General features: G+C 45.1%; 13 protein-coding genes. 5 read left to right on the top strand and 8 right to left on the bottom strand.

Annotation, left to right across the window (positions count from 1 at the left end):
* Positions 1 to 53: 53 nt before the first annotated feature.
* Entirely contained in the window at positions 54 to 1838 is a 1785-nt protein-coding gene (locus tag NQ117_RS15065) for a vWA domain-containing protein (protein ID WP_258278847.1), read from the bottom strand.
* Between the two features lie 284 nt (positions 1839 to 2122).
* On the opposite strand from NQ117_RS15065, the gene NQ117_RS15070 reads away from it, so the two are divergent.
* Both NQ117_RS15070 and NQ117_RS15075 read left to right on the top strand, forming a co-directional pair.
* Positions 2123 to 2272 carry a hypothetical protein gene (locus NQ117_RS15070; RefSeq protein ID WP_258278848.1) on the top strand — a complete coding sequence of 50 codons (150 nt, stop codon included), beginning with the start codon at positions 2123 to 2125 and terminating at the stop codon, positions 2270 to 2272.
* Positions 2269 to 3195, top strand: a complete 927-nt coding sequence (locus tag NQ117_RS15075) for a hypothetical protein (RefSeq protein ID WP_258278849.1) — start codon at positions 2269 to 2271, stop codon at positions 3193 to 3195. The genes NQ117_RS15070 and NQ117_RS15075 overlap by 4 nt, the downstream gene beginning before the upstream one ends.
* Before the next feature lie 228 nt (positions 3196 to 3423).
* Here NQ117_RS15075 and NQ117_RS15080 read toward each other — a convergent pair whose 3' ends face one another.
* From NQ117_RS15080 to NQ117_RS15105, 6 genes are all read right to left on the bottom strand, one after another.
* A complete protein-coding gene (locus NQ117_RS15080; RefSeq protein ID WP_258278850.1) occupies positions 3424 to 4065 on the bottom strand; it encodes a toxin-antitoxin system YwqK family antitoxin in 642 nt (213 codons plus the stop codon).
* A 196-nt stretch (positions 4066 to 4261) separates the two neighbouring features.
* On the bottom strand, positions 4262 to 4675 hold the full coding sequence (locus tag NQ117_RS15085; RefSeq protein ID WP_258278851.1) for a hypothetical protein: 414 nt from the start codon (positions 4673 to 4675) through the stop codon (positions 4262 to 4264).
* A gap of 331 nt (positions 4676 to 5006) precedes the next feature.
* On the bottom strand, positions 5007 to 6299 hold the full coding sequence (gene odhB / locus NQ117_RS15090) for a 2-oxoglutarate dehydrogenase complex dihydrolipoyllysine-residue succinyltransferase (protein WP_258278852.1): 1293 nt from the start codon (positions 6297 to 6299) through the stop codon (positions 5007 to 5009).
* A 34-nt stretch (positions 6300 to 6333) separates the two neighbouring features.
* Positions 6334 to 9195 carry a 2-oxoglutarate dehydrogenase E1 component gene (locus NQ117_RS15095; RefSeq protein WP_258278853.1) on the bottom strand — a complete coding sequence of 954 codons (2862 nt, stop codon included), beginning with the start codon at positions 9193 to 9195 and terminating at the stop codon, positions 6334 to 6336.
* A 436-nt stretch (positions 9196 to 9631) separates the two neighbouring features.
* Complete coding sequence (locus NQ117_RS15100) at positions 9632 to 11128, bottom strand: MDR family MFS transporter (protein ID WP_258278854.1); 1497 nt, start codon at positions 11126 to 11128, stop codon at positions 9632 to 9634.
* 817 nt (positions 11129 to 11945) lie between these two features.
* Positions 11946 to 12554: a TetR/AcrR family transcriptional regulator gene (locus tag NQ117_RS15105; protein ID WP_258278855.1), complete on the bottom strand. Its 609-nt coding sequence runs from the start codon at positions 12552 to 12554 to the stop codon at positions 11946 to 11948.
* A 221-nt stretch (positions 12555 to 12775) separates the two neighbouring features.
* Here NQ117_RS15105 and NQ117_RS15110 point away from each other — a divergent pair, with 221 nt between their 5' ends.
* Both NQ117_RS15110 and NQ117_RS15115 read left to right on the top strand, forming a co-directional pair.
* Positions 12776 to 13093: an MTH1187 family thiamine-binding protein gene (locus NQ117_RS15110; RefSeq protein WP_258278856.1), complete on the top strand. Its 318-nt coding sequence runs from the start codon at positions 12776 to 12778 to the stop codon at positions 13091 to 13093.
* Between the two features lie 241 nt (positions 13094 to 13334).
* Positions 13335 to 13946: an acetate uptake transporter gene (locus NQ117_RS15115; protein WP_258278857.1), complete on the top strand. Its 612-nt coding sequence runs from the start codon at positions 13335 to 13337 to the stop codon at positions 13944 to 13946.
* Between the two features lie 115 nt (positions 13947 to 14061).
* Here the strand turns inward: NQ117_RS15115 and NQ117_RS15120 are convergent, their stop codons facing one another.
* Positions 14062 to 14391, bottom strand: coding sequence for a winged helix-turn-helix transcriptional regulator (locus NQ117_RS15120; RefSeq protein ID WP_258278858.1), 330 nt, complete (start codon positions 14389 to 14391; stop codon positions 14062 to 14064).
* Between the two features lie 263 nt (positions 14392 to 14654).
* On the opposite strand from NQ117_RS15120, the gene zwf reads away from it, so the two are divergent.
* The gene (zwf, locus tag NQ117_RS15125) at positions 14655 to 16178 is read left to right on the top strand and encodes a glucose-6-phosphate dehydrogenase (RefSeq protein WP_258278859.1); all 1524 of its coding nucleotides are present in this window, start codon (positions 14655 to 14657) and stop codon (positions 16176 to 16178) included.
* Positions 16179 to 16406 lie beyond the last annotated feature (228 nt).

Here is a 16406-nt window from a genome sequence, read left to right on the forward strand (position 1 = left end):
TTAGTGTCAAACACGGTTTCTATTTCTCTATCAAGCCGAATTATTTAATCTATTTATACGAGATATTCGATCATAATCGTTTTGTCCACACTAGCAAGCGGAACGGTGATACGGTCACCATTTTTCAATTCAATACCGTTGCTTGCTTGAACCGCGCGGCCTGACTTCTCAATCGTGCTGTCCCCATTGCTGCGGATCATGATTCGGTCTTGGTTGCTTGGTGTAAATACAATCTTCTCGGTTTCCTTCAATTCCGGAGCCAGCTGCAATACTTGATGCAAAGTGAACTTGCCGCGGAAGCCATTCAGCTTCTTATACTGCGGATAGCTCTTCTCGCCTGTATTCTCGTCCTTAATCTCGATGACGAGCTGTCCGACGAAGCCGCGATTCGCTTTTTTCATCGCCTTCATAATAAAGAACGCGGCAGCAGCGAGTGCGGCAGCTCCGAGCACTCCACCTACTACGAGCAGCGTAGGGAAGGGCTTGTCCTCCGATGAGTCACCGGACTCTGTTGTTGGAGGCGTTGTTACTTTGCCTGACTTGGCATCGATCTGGACAGGCTTCGTTTCACGGTAGAAGCTCTTGTCTTCGGCTTTAACAATTAATTCATAGAGATGCTTCTCTTTGATCGTAACTTCTCCTGTAAATCGATCGCCTTTATTGTTCAAAGGCACCTCGACGGTCTTGCCTGTGTCGATATCTTTTAGCAGCGCTACTGCCTTCATGTTGTTATACAATTCTTTGTTGTCGAGTGGCTGTCCATTGCTGATGAGATACGAATCGATATCGATGGTGTCACCAGGCTTGTAGCTCTTGGACGGAATCGGCTTCATCGTCAGTGCCAGATCATAGTTGAAGATCAAGTTAATATCGATCTTGTCCTTAGCTACACCCTTTACTTGCAAGGTCCAGTCACCTTGTTCAGGCTGCATCAGCTTAAGCAAGGAGTAACTCTTAGACTTGGACTGAAGCACGTCAGACGAAGGAATCGGCACGCTGTTACCAGCTGGATCGATCAGTCGGACTTCGACTGGCTTTTCAGACATAATCGAAATATTTGCTTCTAACACATTTGCGTTAGGAACGTTAATCTTTACATCTTGATACTTGCCGTTCGATGTAATCGAATCAATCGGTACGACTTTCAATTTCAGGTGGCTTGCAAAAATTTCACTCAGTATTTGCGGCAAATCGTCCGCAGAATCAGTGACGAAGGATTTACCCCCAGTTTTGCTTGCGATTTGATCCAACACAGATTTGTTCAACTGACCGTCTGCATTTAGACCAATCGTATAAATGGGGATGCCCATTTTTTTTGCATCGGCTACTGCCTGATTCAACTCCTGATCGGATTGAGCCTGTGTGCGGCTGCCGTTTTTGTTCAAATAATTATTGCCGTCTGCTAGCAGCACGATCATTGGTTCATGTGCAGGGTCAGCGCCATTCTCCAACACTTTGACAGCTTCCTTAACACCGACCGCGATGTCTGTATAGGCACCGTGATTGATCTGGTCAATGAACTGCTTCAAATCCTGCTTGTCTGCTTCCGACTTAATATCGAGCAGTGCTTTCTCGCGCTCGATTCGGTCGGTGTAGGCGACGATGCCTACCTTATCGCCTGTTGGCGACAGCATATCGATGAACATTTTCATCGCTTCATTAGCAAGCTTATTGCGATCACTCTCTTTCATCGAGTTGCTCACATCGAGCGCCAGTACCGCATCAATCTGTGAAGATGGCACTGCTGCGAATGCTGTAGGCTGCATGCTGACGAGCGGTACAAATATGATTGAAAGTGCTAGTAGTATGCGAATAGAGATAGATATATTTCGTTGCATATAATGTCTCCTTTTGATGTATTGAGGCTGTTCAACGGCTGAATAGGTTAAACGTCCTACAAGTCTATCATTTCTATTGTATGTTAAAATTCTTAAGATTGTATGAAGTTTATCTCATAAATGTCCAGCATTTTTCAAACATTGACAGCGTATAGTTGATTTCTGACTGAATTCGGCATTACACTTGCAGTGTGCCGTTAGTAAGTGCTGGCAATCAACATCGATCGAATCTAGCCATTTACTTTACCGAAATAAACGTACAACCAGAAGAAAGGAATATTTCTATGATTGCATATGGATGTATCGCCATTCTTATCGTATATGCTGCTGTAATCAGCATAAGAGCTTACGTGCAACGCAAGCGAGTACCAACCGCAGAAGAGGTTGATGAAGTGCTGCTAACGATATTAAACCGTGGACGTGATACAAAATGAACCATAAACAACCAGTTCGGCTTAAGTCCTATAGTATAACGAGATACGGCTATCAAAAGTTAAGAGTTTGCAAACATTGTAAAAATTTCACGATGCTATCGGAAGAGGAGTGCCGTTATTGCGACAAAAGCAAACTGATTTCGCTAGATGAGCACGCTTCTCTGCTTGTTCGATATTCGAATATAAAAGTGCTGCTGATCGCTCTCTTGATAGCGGTTGCTGCTGTGCTATTCGGCGACTCGACGGAACAACGACTCATTTGCGGTGCGGTAGGGATCCTAGTCATCATTGTTCTATGGAGAGTCCAAGTGATGCTGCAAGCGCAGGCCGAGTCTAGGCAACTGCTCCATCTGATCAAGCAGGAGCAGCAAATAATCGTGAACGGTGTGTTCCGCGATTGGGAAGCCGCAATCGAGAACTGGAACAAGGACAAGCCGTTAACCTATGCGATGCTTCGTGAGATCGCAACGCTTATGCATAATGACACCATTCGACTGCAGCAGCTTCATATGCTTGACTCGTTTATTTTGCGAAAAGATATGGATCTTGAACTAGATCCTCTCTTGTTAAAACATTTCGAACCACTGCTAGCCAGTTACATAGGTGAAGTGGCCAAGCTGAAACGAGAATTGATTCGAGATCGCACGCTTCGCTATGTGCTGCGGCATGAGCATTCCATCCTTCGCATGGAGTCAGGGCTTGCGATTATGACGGCTGTCGTCGGTGCTGCCCTTCGGACGAAGCATTATGTTGCATCGTATTCCCCGCTCGTGCGGCGCTATGCGTTCAGTCTACCAAGGGATCGTTTCCTTCGGTTGTATCGAATGTTGGCAGAGTACCCAGATCAAGATTGGGACGGGTTACAGGATGAAGTCTATCGCATCTATCAAGAAAAATACCGCTGGGATACGGATTTTCACTAGTCGTGCTTGATTGCTGGATAGCGCAAACAAACCACATGCAACTAACCCGCTGGGTTATATGACGCAGGTCGTTTGGTTTTCACCTTCAAATAGACTTTTAAATGTATCGGCTCTTGTCGAATTAGTGTATAGGATGATAAAATGCTCAAAAAGACCTCCCCTGACACCTTCATTTTTTATGAGGGTAAGGGGAGGTCTTTTCATATCGTTATGTAATTTCGCTACCATTTAATATTGCCGCAGAACTTTCACCCGCTTGCCGTTCTCATATTTGCTAAACGTATGAACCTTACCGTCTTTGTAGTGATACACTTCACCATGCAGTTTTCCATTTCGATACGAGCCGTTTATTGCGATATTTCCTTGTGAATCATAATTGATCCCTTTACCGTGCAACTGATTGTAACGGAAGTGGCCTGAGTATCTCGTAGTACCATCAGGACGATACCATATGCCTGTGCCATGAAGTTGATTGTCTCGGAAGGTGCCAGAGAGAATGAGATTACCCCTATTGTCAAAGGCTTCTCCTTGACCGTTGGCTGCAAAGCCAGCAATGTCTCCAATGTATCGATAGGTTTGGTTGCCGAATGTAATCGTATGGTCAGCCGGTTTGCTATTTTGTTCGCCTTGCTCTGGATGGTACCAAGCCTTTGTGATCGTAGCATCGAGTGCGGCGCGCTGTGCATCTGCAATGTGGTAAAGCTTAAATGCAAACAGGATCGTAAATAAGCCTGCCATGAAAATACAGGTCAAGCCGGGGAAATAGGAGCGTCTTTTCTTATAAGCGATTGTAGCTGATGTGATGCCTAGTAAAATGAAAAAGATAATCGTGCTTAATAAAAACCAATCCATAAGATCGAATTGCATCATGGGCCCCCTGCTGTAGGTATGAATATATGTATGTCGTAAGGGATTGATAGATAGATGAAAGAAACGGGATAAACATATGTAAGTTATTTATATTATCCTTATTGTACCAAGTTCGAAAGAGGGGTGGAAGAACAAAATAACGCCTTCGCCCCTAGGCTAGGCCAATAGGGCAAAGGCAGTGTTAACGGGTTTCCATTTAAATGTAAAGTTTTCCTTCAACTTTGGTGCGGATAGTATTGAAATTGCTATCTCTACTATCATTATCAACTTCTAAATAATACAAGACTCCTACTTTAAGATTTCTCCATGTGAAGCTTACTTCCTGACTTGGTCTTGTAATGTCACCATCGATCTCAAACCGCCCACTAGCTTCATCTACTAAAGTGTTTGTAGATGCTTCATATAATCTATAATCAACATTTGTGCGAGAGTCACTGTATTGATGCAAGACATCCAACGATACAAGGGAATCATCCGTTACGAAGTAAACAGGTTTTCTTTCATTTTCAAGTAAATTAAAATTAAAACCTTGTGTGGCTGCCATTGCTGGTAAAGCAGACCCCAAAAGAAGTGTCAAAGCCGCAACCGCACTTACCGCCATCTTTTTCATAGTATATTCCTCCTAATAATATATGTTTTACGCTTAACCACAGGTAGTGCTTTTGGATAACCTGTATGGATGAAGCTGTAAACAATTTTGATTATAGGGGAAAAATAAGCGGCTACATCTCTTTGGACGCATCTGGGCAATCAAGCTGATGATCTTGCGCAAAAATTGTTAGAATTTGAAGTTTATCGATTTATACTTTGGGTGATTAAAAAACAGGAGCTTGCGCCGGAGGTAGAATATCTACACGCCCGGCACAGCCCCTGTTGTGCTGAACCCCGCAGGTTGTACGAGATTGCAGCATTCATATGTTCAGTAATCCCGTTCGATCGGCTTAGCCTTCCAACAACAAGGACTCTGGATCTTCTAGCAATTCTTTTACTTTCACTAGGAAGCTAACTGCTTCTGCACCATCGACGATACGGTGGTCGTAGGAAAGGGCAATGTACATCATTGGGCGGTTCTCCATGCGCTCTTGGTCGATAGCGATTGGACGCCATTGAATCTTATGCATGCCGAGAATACCGACTTGCGGAGCATTCAAGATTGGCGTGGACAGCAAGGAACCGAATACGCCGCCGTTTGTAATCGTGAACGTACCACCTTGCAAGTCAGACAACGCTAGAGAATTCGTGCGTGCTTTGCCTGCAAGATCGATGATCGTTTTCTCGATGCCAGCGAAGCCAAGGCGATCTGCGTCACGTACTACAGGAACGACAAGACCTTCCTTCGCGGATACCGCGATACCGATGTCGTAATATTTCTTCACAAGCAGCTCATCGCCGTCGATCTCAGCATTCAACAATGGGAATGCTTTCAATGCGCCGATAACCGCTTTTGTGAAGAAGGACATGAAGCCAAGGTTGACTTCGTTCTTCTCTTTGAAAGCATCTTTGCGGCGCTTACGAACGTCCATAATCGCAGTCATATCAACTTCGTTGAACGTTGTCAGCATCGCAGCTGTTTGTTGCGCTTCAACGAGACGCTTCGCGATCGTTTGACGACGGCGGGACATCTTCGTGCGCTCAACTGGCTTGCCGTTCTCTGCATCAGCTGCGCCCAATTGAGGAGCTGGAGCTGCGGCAGGGCGTGCAGCAGGAGCAGGTGTCGCAGCAGGAGCAGGTGTCGCAGCAGGAGCAGCGTTTCCGTTGCGGCCTTGTGCTTGCACATCGTCTGTTGTAATGCGGCCGATTGGATCGCGTGTTTGCACTTGAGCCAAGTCGATGCCATGCTCGCGAGCAAGCTTGCGAGCGGAAGGTGTTGCATGCACACCTTCTGTGCTCGGCGCTGGTACTGCAACTGCTGGCGTTGGAGCAGGAGCCGTTGCAGATGCCGCAGCAACTGGAGCTGGAGTTACAGCCTCAGCTTGTGCTGGAGCAGGTGCAGCAGTACCGCCAGCGTTAATGATTGCGATGACAGAACCAACAAGTACGTTGTCGCCTTCTTGTGCAAGAAGCTCTCCAACAACACCATCTTCGTCTGAACTAATTTCCAAGTTGACTTTATCCGTTTCCAATTCAGCTACGATATCACCTTGCTTGATTGCTTGACCTTGTTGAACGTGCCATTTGTGCAGCGTTCCTTCTGTGATTGATTCTCCCAAATCAGGCACTCTTACTTCTGTCACGGTAGCTTCCTCCTTTAGCACGGTACGTTTAGGATTATTTCAAGTTCAATGCTTGCTCGATAATGTTGCGCTGCTCGTAGCTGTGCACATCTGCATAGCCGCTTGCAGGGCTGGAGCGCTCAGCGCGTCCGTTGTATGTTACTTCTGCGCCTTTAGGCATAATTGCACGCAGACGAGATTCCATGAATGTCCATGAACCCATATTGCGAGGCTCTTCTTGTACCCACATGATCTCTTTGAGACCTTTCATACGGCCGATCACTTCTGCGATCGCTTCTGCTGGGAACGGATACAGTTGTTCAACACGGATGATGTGCAGCCAGCTCCAGTCTTTGTCTGGATGGTTATCGAGTTCTGCTTGCAGTTCAAGAGTGATCTTGCCGCTGCAGAGAACAAGACGGTTAACCTTAGCAGGCTTTTGGCCTAGCAATGGCTCTTCCACGATTGGTTGGAAGGAACCATCTACGAGTTCAGCAGCTGGAGAAGCACTGCGCGGGTTGCGCAGCAAGCTCTTCGGTGCCATAACAACCAATGGACGTGCAAGGCGCGTACCGCCGATTGCTGCCTGATGGCGAAGCAAATGGTAGTACTGAGCTGCACTGGACAAGTTTGCTACCGTCCAGTTGTTGTCCGCTGATAGCTGCAAGAAGCGCTCCAAGCGTGCACTGGAATGCTCTGGTCCTTGGCCTTCATAGCCATGAGGCAGGAGCATAACCAAGTTGGAATATTGATGCCACTTCGCTTGGCCGGCAGAGATGAACTGATCGATGATGACTTGAGCCGTGTTAGCGAAGTCTCCGTACTGTCCTTCCCAGATAACAAGCGTTTCTGGCGCGAATACATTGTAGCCATATTCGAAGCCGAGTACAGAAGCTTCGGACAATGGGCTGTTATGAATAGCGAAAGATGCTTTTGCTTCTGGTAAGTGATGCAATGGGCAGTACGTATTGTTGTTCGTATGATCGTGCAGCACAAGATGGCGATGAGCGAACGTTCCGCGCTCGGAATCTTGACCGCTAATTCGAATCGGTTGTCCTTCTGCTAGAATCGTAGCGAAGGCAAGCGCCTCTGCGTTAGCCCACTCTACCTTCTCGCCTTCATCCAGTGAAGTTGCGCGGCGCTTCAGGATACGCTCAAGCTTCGGATACGGCTTAAAGTCTTCTGGTGTTTGCAGCAATCCGTCGTTAATCGACTTTAACTGTTCCAATGTAACTGGCGCGCTCTTCGGATTAGGAATATGAGCTCTTGGCAGCTTGTCGATATGGGATTGATACTGACCCTCAGCTGTATCGCGCATTTGGTCGTAAGCTTGCTGCAAGACTGCATCTACATCATCTTGCAATTGCTTAATGATTTCGTCAGTTACGACACCTTGAGCTTTCAATTGCTCTGCATATAAATGATAAACGGTCGGGTGAGCGTGCACCTTCTCGTATGTTTTCGGTTGTGTAACAGTCGGATCATCCATCTCATTGTGACCATGGCGGCGGTAGCCGATCAGGTCGATGAGGAAGTCCTTCTTGAATGTATCGCGATATTCAAACGCCATGCGCGCCGCAGCGATACAAGCTTCTGGATCATCTGCGTTAACATGGATGATAGGAATCTCGTAGCCTTTCGCCAAGTCACTCGCATACAGCGTAGAACGGGAGTCTTCGCTCTCCGTTGTGAAACCGATGCGGTTGTTGACGATAAAGTGCAGTGTTCCTCCGTTTTGGTAACCGCGCAGATTATTGAAATTCAATGTCTCTGCTACGATACCTTCACCAGGGAATGCCGCGTCTCCGTGCATCAGGATAGCAACAGCTTTCTCCGTATCTTGTACAGGGAAACCAGCGCTGCTTCTATCTTCCTGCGCCGCACGTGCAAAGCCCTCAACGACAGGGTCTACGAATTCAAGGTGGCTCGGATTGTTCGCCAAGTTAATGCTTGTCTTGAATTCATTTTCTTCGAAGTTGCGATCAGCACCTAAGTGATATTTCACATCCCCTGTCCAGCCGTGATTGATGCCTGTTGAGCCTTCAGAAGGGAATAGGTCTTTATTCGGTGAATGATGGAACTCTGAGAAAATAGCGCCGTAAGGTTTGCCCAATACGTGAGTAAGTACGTTCAAACGTCCACGGTGAGCCATACCCATCAAAATATGTTTAGCACCATCGCGTGCGAAGTCGCGTACAAGCTCATCAAGCATCGGTACGAGTGCATCGTTTCCTTCGATGGAGAAACGTTTTTGGCCAACAAATGTCTTATGCAAGAACTTCTCGAAATGCTCAACTTCCATCAGGCGACGAAGCAATTGAATGCGATCTTCATTCGTCATGACAGGAGGAACTTGTTTGTGTTCTGCTTTGTCGCGAAGCCATTGCTTCTCGTTCACATCATGCACATGTCCAAAGTCGTAAGCGATCGAACGAGTATAAGACTTCAACAAGTGCTGGATAGCATCCCAGGCAGTCTTCACATCGGCAGGATGGTTATTCCATACGATGGAAGCAGGAAGAGCTTGCAGGCCTTCAACAGTTAAACCGTACGCTTCCGGAGAGAAGCGACGAGGGTCTGGTGTAGCATTAATGCCAATTGGATCGATATTAGCTGCCAAATGGCCGTACGTACGAATATGTTCTGCAAGTTTTGCTGCATTGACTGCTTGCATGAGCGCTTCTCCGCTGCTCATTGCATAATGGATTGTAGAAGCAGTGCTGTTAACGGATTGTGATGTATATTCCTCGTTAGCATAAGCAGGTGGCGGACCATACTGCTCAAACCATTCTTGGAATCGTGCATCAACCGCATCCGGGTTGTCTAGGTACTGCTCGTATTGCTCATGAATGTATCCAAGATTGGGACCGAAATATCGCTCCCACGCCCCGTTCTTGTTTGACACCCCAGCCGACATGGATAGGACCTCCTTAATGTTCTCGTACAGGTTGTTGGTGTAGTAGTTTTGTAATAATAAAAATAAGCCAATAAATGCGCTTTCAAATGATAATACTGGAAACGTCTTCATTATACTAAACAATCGACGGATTGAATAATAAAGAGCATTAAATTTTAGATAGCGATTAAAGATGATAATTATATCAATAAGAGATAGATGGCTCTATAGCAAGGGAAAACGCTGATTTCATGCGCCTTTTCGGTTGTTGGCAAGTCAATAGAAGACGCTGTAGAGAGAGTTGAAGTACGTTAAATTAGGTAGCGGAGATTTTTTTCTATAAAATAAGTTCCTGTGATAGGACATTAAAAATGAAATGCCGCTGCACCTAGTAAAAGGGCAACGGCATGGAAACGACTCGCTAAACAAGTCTTTATTACTACTATTATCTTGGATTTTATGCTGATGTAGAGTGCTTTTGCTCAAGTGACTTTTGTTTGCGTGAAGGCAATCCCCACGATAGTGCTACCATACTAAAAGCAACTACAACCAAGATTATAAATATGACGTGGATACTGCTGGCAAGACTATCTCGCAAGACGGATATGACAGACTCGCTCAGCGATACACTACCTTGCGTCGGCTGGATCATCGTGTTCAGCATCGCAGGTGTAACGTCACCCGCATTGTCTGGGTGGCTGCCAATTGTTTGTGCAGTCTGTATATTGAAATAACTGCCGATAAGCGATACGCCAATCGTCTGCCCGATGTTACGGAACAATACGTTTGTACCAACAGAAGTTCCGATCATATCTGGGCTGATCGCAGATTGTACGACAACGGTATGCAGCGTGACGGAAATACCGAAGCCAATCCCGATAAATGCTGTAATGACATACAGCCACCAATGGTTGCTGTCTACTTGCATAAAGAGCAAGGCAAGGGCGCTCATAAATAAGAAGAGACCGCCAATAATAGAAGACGTGCGCATGCCACGCTTGATCATGAGTTTTCCACATAGGAAGGCGCCGAATGTCCAAGTAATAGACATTGGTGCAAGTGCTAAACCAGACAGCGTTGCATTAGAACCAGCTACTCCTTGCATCCATAGTGGGACGTAAACGACGATGCCGATCAATAGCACATGAATAATGAAAGAAAGCACATTCGTCACGGCTACAGCCCGATTGCGGAATAGCTGCAAAGGCATAATTGGATCTTTCGCGGTTGCTTCAATACGGATGAAGGCGATAATAAACAGGATAAATACGGCGAATAGAGCCAATACGCTGACAGACATCCACTCTCCGGATTCGCTGCCAACATGTACACCGTACAACAAAGCAGTAACGGCAATCGTGAATGTGATTGCACCTGCGAAGTCGAGCGGCTGCTTGTTCGTACGTTTCTCTTCTTTCAGATAAATAGCAACGAGTATCATAGCTACTACACCAAATGGGATATTCATAAAGAAGATCCAATGCCATGAAATCTGGTCCACCATAAAGCCGCCTACGAGCGGTCCAGCAATACCTGCTGTTCCCCATACGGCACCGATATAGCCAAGAATTTTGGCACGCTGCTCATAGGGATATAGGTCAGCGATAATCGTATTGGTGACGGGCAGGATGGCACCGGCTCCAAGTCCTTGAATGACGCGGAACCAAATGAGCTGATCCATCGTTTGTGCAAAGCCGCATAAGGTTGAACCAATGAGAAATAATGCAATACCTGTTAGGAAGATAGCTTTGCGGCCCCAAATATCAGACAGCTTTCCGTATATCGGAACCGAGACGGAAGAGACGAGAAGATAGGCGGTAAATACCCAACTCATCATATGGAAGCCTTGCAGGTCGCCTGCAATTTTGGGCATTGCTGTACTGACGATGGTGCCCTCGATTGCCGCTAAGAAAGTGGCTACCATGAGGGAGGCCATAATCATTGTGCGATTCATGATCAAAATTCAATCCCTTCTATCATTTATCCGCGAGCGATAGGTTATAGCAGTATGAGATGTGAAAAGGGCACATACTGCGCTATTTGATATCGGTAACACGGGGCAATCCTTTAGTAAATTAAGAGCAAGCTTTAGTAAATTAGAGCAAGAAATGAAACAAGTCATTTTAAGCGGGTAGAACGTAGATTGAATAGTAGACCGAGAGCACCTCGTTCAGATTAGTGACAATAATGCAGTTATTTTATCTATAGATGTGACTATCTAAGCGATTAACGACAAAAATACATTTATTTTGGCTACTTTACGCATTTTAACTGCCTAATCGAGAAAATGAACTGCACATTTGTCTGAATCTATCGCAAAATGACGTTTTCTACCTAAATGAACTGCACTTTTGTCCATAAGATTCTGAGAATGATGCTGTTGTTCTACGCTAACTTATAATTGTAAACACCTTGCAGTAGTTATTAAATAGGCAAACATAACTTCAAACAAAGTAGGGAGGTACTCCTTTTTGAATGCCTCCGTGGATTCCTCTTTGAATGCCTCTTTGTATGCGTAACGTTCAATCTCCATATGGGATTAGCATGTATGAAATGGATTGGGTTAGCAACCTACTTATCAGGTAGACGGCTCTACCTATTATTAGGGGTGGATATGTAACTGTCAACATGGTTTCCTAGCAATTGCCTGTACATAAGGTGGGCTTGAGAATGAATGGGGTTGAGACTGGGAAATTAATGATGAATAACAGCCTCTATTCTTACACTAGAAGAACAAGAATAGAGGCTGTTCAGAACGAGGCGCTATATGATTATGTCGTGCGCAATGGAGGCTGCGCCCTCATGAGCCATTCGAGCGACTGGAACACATGCTGAAGTAGATCGCCATCTTGATACACCTCTGAAAGGAATAAGCCGCCCTCAAATATTGACAGAACAAGAGCTGCTGTTTGCGGAATAGGAAGAGATGTGGGCAGTTGACCGTTTTTAACTCCTTCTTGGAGCAACTGCTCCAGCAACTGCTGGTTTCGACGGAAAAATTGATCGATCCGTTCACGAACTGCGGGCACTTCGCGCGAAGTTTGCGCAAACAACGTAAGAAACGTACCTCCAACGCGACAATCTTGTTGGTAAGGATCATAAGCGATGAGCCGCAGTAGAAACTCGATTCTTGTAATTACATCTACATGCTGTTGAGTTATGATAAGTGCGGAACGTGCATCGTAATAAGCCACTGCATCATCGACGATCTCTAGCAGAATGGCCTCCTTACTCGCGAAATGATAATAAATGTTCGTTTTGGATACTTTACTGATTGCGACGATGTCATCCATACTAGTTGAATGATAGCCTGCTTTTAGGAATCGTTCAGCTGCGACTCGCAGTACGATATCCCGATTCGATGATTTTCTTCTTTTCATCAAATACGTGCAGGAGATTCCTGCTTCTCCTTTCTGGTCTTACGTGAGCCTTTCTGTACTCGTATGTAGGTTAATCTAGACACTGGTGATGTAAGGGAGTTAAGGTTCTTTTGTCAATATTTAGTGGGATAAGTAAAATGATGATGGAAATGATGTGAGCTCCCTCATTTATAGTACGAATAACTTCATAGAACCGTTACATATATTGGAGGATGAAAATTATGGCTATTGCTGAAGTGACGATAATCCCTATTGGTACAGCCTCAACGAGTTTGAGCCACTATGTGGCACATATGCAGCGCGTACTGGCTCAGCAGCCAGGAATAAGCTATGAATTAACTTCGATGAGCACGATTATTGAAGGTCCTCTTGAGCAGGTGTTGGAGGTCATTCGAGTGCTGCATGAATCGACGTTTGCAGCGGGAGCGGCAAGAGTATCCACGAGCATCAAGATCGATGATCGGCGTGATCGAGAAGCTTCATCCCGACAGAAGCTTCAATCTGTGCAAGCCAAGTTGTCGCAGTCCCTCGATGATTGATTGAACCAATTTCACGAATTCAGCGAAATCAACATAACAAGCACCTTTCCATTCCTGTCTCCACTTATGGAGCAGCGTGAATAGAAAGGTGTTTTTTGCACATATTTTAAGATGCGACGAAATGTAAATTGTTACAAGCGTATTTGATATATTCACCAGTAGTGCGGTGTGATAGAATATCTTTTGGTGTTTTTTTCGGAGTGTATAAATAGATAAACAATGGATAGGGGTATTATCGAAAATGCAAACAGAGCAAAAAGTAAAAATTACGACAGCAGATCCAAGTGCTATCGGCTTGTTCGGCTTGGCAATCGTTACACTCGTCGCTTCTTCACAGAAGCTCGGATGGACAGAAGGGACTTCACTTATTATTCCATGGGCAATCTTCTTGGGCGCATTTGCACAGTTGTTCGCATGTATCCACGATGCTAAGAAGAACAATACGTTCGGTACGACTGCTTTCGGTGCCTATGCATTTTTCTGGCTTGGGGTATCGATGACATGGATGATTCAACATGGTATGTTCGGTGAGTCTATGGCACAAGCGGCTGATACGCATCAGCTTGGTATGGCATTCGTTGGTTACTTGATCTTCACGATCTTCATGACAATTGGTGCGATGGAAACACATAAAGTATTGTTCTTTATTTTCGTGCTAATCGACTTCTTGTTCCTAGGTCTTTCCCTTGATGCATTTGGCATCATGTCGCCATTCTCGCATAAGCTTGCGGCTGTATCCGAGTTGTTGATCGCATTGCTCAGCTTCTACGGTTCCGCAGCAGCGGTATTGAATACACACTTTGGTCGTACGTTCTTGCCAGTTGGTAAGCCGTTCGGTATTTTCAAAAAATAAGTTAGATATGAATAAAGGCGTTCCATACTGCGTGCTGCAGAGGGACGCCTTTTTCGTATGTGTTGGTAGTTAGGGTTGGTTACTTGATTGAAGCGATGATGTGTGGTGGGCACGCTTATAGCCACTTTTTTGCCCATTGCTCTACAGGCATGAGTGCTTTTCCCAATTCCGTTCCTTTTATCGTTAGTGAATATTCGGTACGGATCGGTCGAGTAGGAATGACATTACGATTAATAATTCCGCAGTCTTCCAGCTCCTTGATGCGTTCATTCAGCACGCGCTTGCTGAGGTCAGGAATGTAGGCGTGAATCTCGCTGAATCGTTTGGGTCCATCCAGCAGCGTATGAATAATTAATCCAACCCATTTCTTTCCGATTAGCTGATACGAGTATTCGATCTTATCGCATAAAGGGCAGTCTTCTTTTCTCTTCTTTTCCTCATCCATCTCTATTTCCCCCTTCATCTAGTTATTAATAGTAATCAGGTTATCCGGTTTTTATGATTTGTAAATTTAGCATACTTTATCACAGAAAACGCTAACAAGAAAGAGAAAGTTCGAACGTTCACATTTTAGACAAAAAAAGGTTGACGGATGATTCCGAGAGGAGTATTATGATTTCGTAAAGTAAATAGGTTATAAAAAGTAACTAACGACATAAATATAAACCAGTTAATGTAAGGTTGTTTGCATATAAGGAGGAGAAAGAGATGGAACCAGCAACTTTTGTCCTGTTCGGTTCGACAGGCGACTTGGCGAAGCGAAAAATATTTCCCGCTCTATTTAACCTTTATATAGATGGGAAGATGCCGTCTGCATTCTCCATTATCGGTATGGGAAGAAAGCATATTGAGCATACAGAATTTCAAGAAACGGTACGTCAGTCTCTAAATACGTTTTCTCGTCGTGAGCCTGGTGCAGCGAAGCAACTCGATTCTTTTTTGCAAGCGATACGCTATCAGGCATTAGATGTAACACGACCTGAAGATTATAAAAAGTTGTTTGAAGTAGTGACAGCGAGAGAAGCTGAGCTGAATCTTCCGCAAAACCGCATGTTCTATCTTTCAGTAGCGCCTGAATATTTTGACACGATTGCTCAAAATATTAAGCTTAGTGGTTTAGGGGATACAACAGGCTGGAAGCGACTTGTTATCGAGAAGCCTTTCGGCCATGATCTCGCATCTGCTCGTGAATTGAATAAGCGTCTGAGCAAGGCATTTGCAGAAGATGAAGTTTTCCGCATTGACCATTACTTAGGCAAGACGATGGTTCAGAACCTTGAGGTGTTGGAAATTTCCAACCCAGTGCTGCATGCGCTGTGGAACAATCGCTACATTAATAATGTGCAGATAACGGCGAGTGAGACTGTAGGCTTGGAGGGTCGAGCAGAGTACTACGATCAGGCAGGAGCTATCCGAGATATGTTCCAGAATCATATGCTGCAGTTACTTATGATGATCGCTATGCATTTGCCAAAAGGCAGTAAGGCAGAAGATATCCGCAATCGTAAGAAAAGAGTGCTGGAAGCACTTCGTCCTCTACAGAAGGAAGAGGTAGCTGCAACGGTTGTTCGTGGTCAGTACGAAGTAGGCACAGTTAATGACAATCCGGTTGTTAGCTATATCGACGAGCCGGGCATTGATTCTTCTTCGCAAAACGATACGTTTATCGCAGCACGTCTATGGATCGATGATACGTTCTGGAGTGAAGTTCCGTTCTATATTCGTACGGGTAAGCGGATGAAAGAGAAGTCGACGCGTATTGTGATCGAGTTCAAGGATCCGATGAACAAATATTACTCGCAAGATCCGTCTGAGCCGGAGCGTCCGAATCTTCTGGTCATTGAGATTAGTCCGAATGAGCGGATTACGTTCCAGTTAAATAGCAAAAATGTAGCGAAAGGTGAAGGCATAGAGCCGATTCAAATCGACTACAAAGTTGAGAAAGAAATGCCTGAAGCTTATGAGAATTTGATCTATGATGCTTTCCGCGGCGATGCTTCCTTCTTCGCGCATTGGGATGAAGTGGAGCTGTCTTGGAAATTTGTACAGCCGATACTTGAAGCTTTCGAAGAGAATCTTGTTCCTTTGTACAAATATAAATCCGGAAGTTACGGCCCTGCTGCATCGGAAGGACTCGTTGGACAGGATGGCAACACATGGTGGCTGGATTCCGAAGGGAAGCCTCTTAATAAGGATATGGAGAATCTGAAGAAGCAACCTGTAATGGCCTGATTGGGCACAAGTTCGTTTGTCAGAGTGAGCGATATCATTCACCATCCTTGCTAAAATAAGCTAGACTACAACCGTTACAAATCTGAAATGGCAATTTCACGAAAATAACGTTCACGGCGTTCGTTAGCGGAATTGCAGAAGTATTCCACAATGTACCGCAGTCTGAGATTACCCTTTCTAAGTGGTTATATTATGTAATGGTTAATAAATAGGTATGAAAAAAGTTTG

Source organism: Paenibacillus sp. SC116 (genome assembly GCF_024733555.1).
Taxonomy (GTDB): domain Bacteria; phylum Bacillota; class Bacilli; order Paenibacillales; family Paenibacillaceae; genus Paenibacillus_B.

Coding starts and splice junctions, on each gene's coding strand:
- NQ117_RS15065 (WP_258278847.1), bottom strand. CDS start 1,838: ATGCAACGAAATATATCTATCTCTATTCGCATACTACTAGCACTTTCA.
- NQ117_RS15070 (WP_258278848.1), top strand. CDS start 2,123: ATGATTGCATATGGATGTATCGCCATTCTTATCGTATATGCTGCTGTA.
- NQ117_RS15075 (WP_258278849.1), top strand. CDS start 2,269: ATGAACCATAAACAACCAGTTCGGCTTAAGTCCTATAGTATAACGAGA.
- NQ117_RS15080 (WP_258278850.1), bottom strand. CDS start 4,065: ATGATGCAATTCGATCTTATGGATTGGTTTTTATTAAGCACGATTATC.
- NQ117_RS15085 (WP_258278851.1), bottom strand. CDS start 4,675: ATGAAAAAGATGGCGGTAAGTGCGGTTGCGGCTTTGACACTTCTTTTG.
- NQ117_RS15095 (WP_258278853.1), bottom strand. CDS start 9,195: ATGTCGGCTGGGGTGTCAAACAAGAACGGGGCGTGGGAGCGATATTTC.
- NQ117_RS15100 (WP_258278854.1), bottom strand. CDS start 11,128: ATGAATCGCACAATGATTATGGCCTCCCTCATGGTAGCCACTTTCTTA.
- NQ117_RS15105 (WP_258278855.1), bottom strand. CDS start 12,554: ATGAAAAGAAGAAAATCATCGAATCGGGATATCGTACTGCGAGTCGCA.
- NQ117_RS15110 (WP_258278856.1), top strand. CDS start 12,776: ATGGCTATTGCTGAAGTGACGATAATCCCTATTGGTACAGCCTCAACG.
- NQ117_RS15115 (WP_258278857.1), top strand. CDS start 13,335: ATGCAAACAGAGCAAAAAGTAAAAATTACGACAGCAGATCCAAGTGCT.
- NQ117_RS15120 (WP_258278858.1), bottom strand. CDS start 14,391: ATGGATGAGGAAAAGAAGAGAAAAGAAGACTGCCCTTTATGCGATAAG.
- zwf (WP_258278859.1), top strand. CDS start 14,655: ATGGAACCAGCAACTTTTGTCCTGTTCGGTTCGACAGGCGACTTGGCG.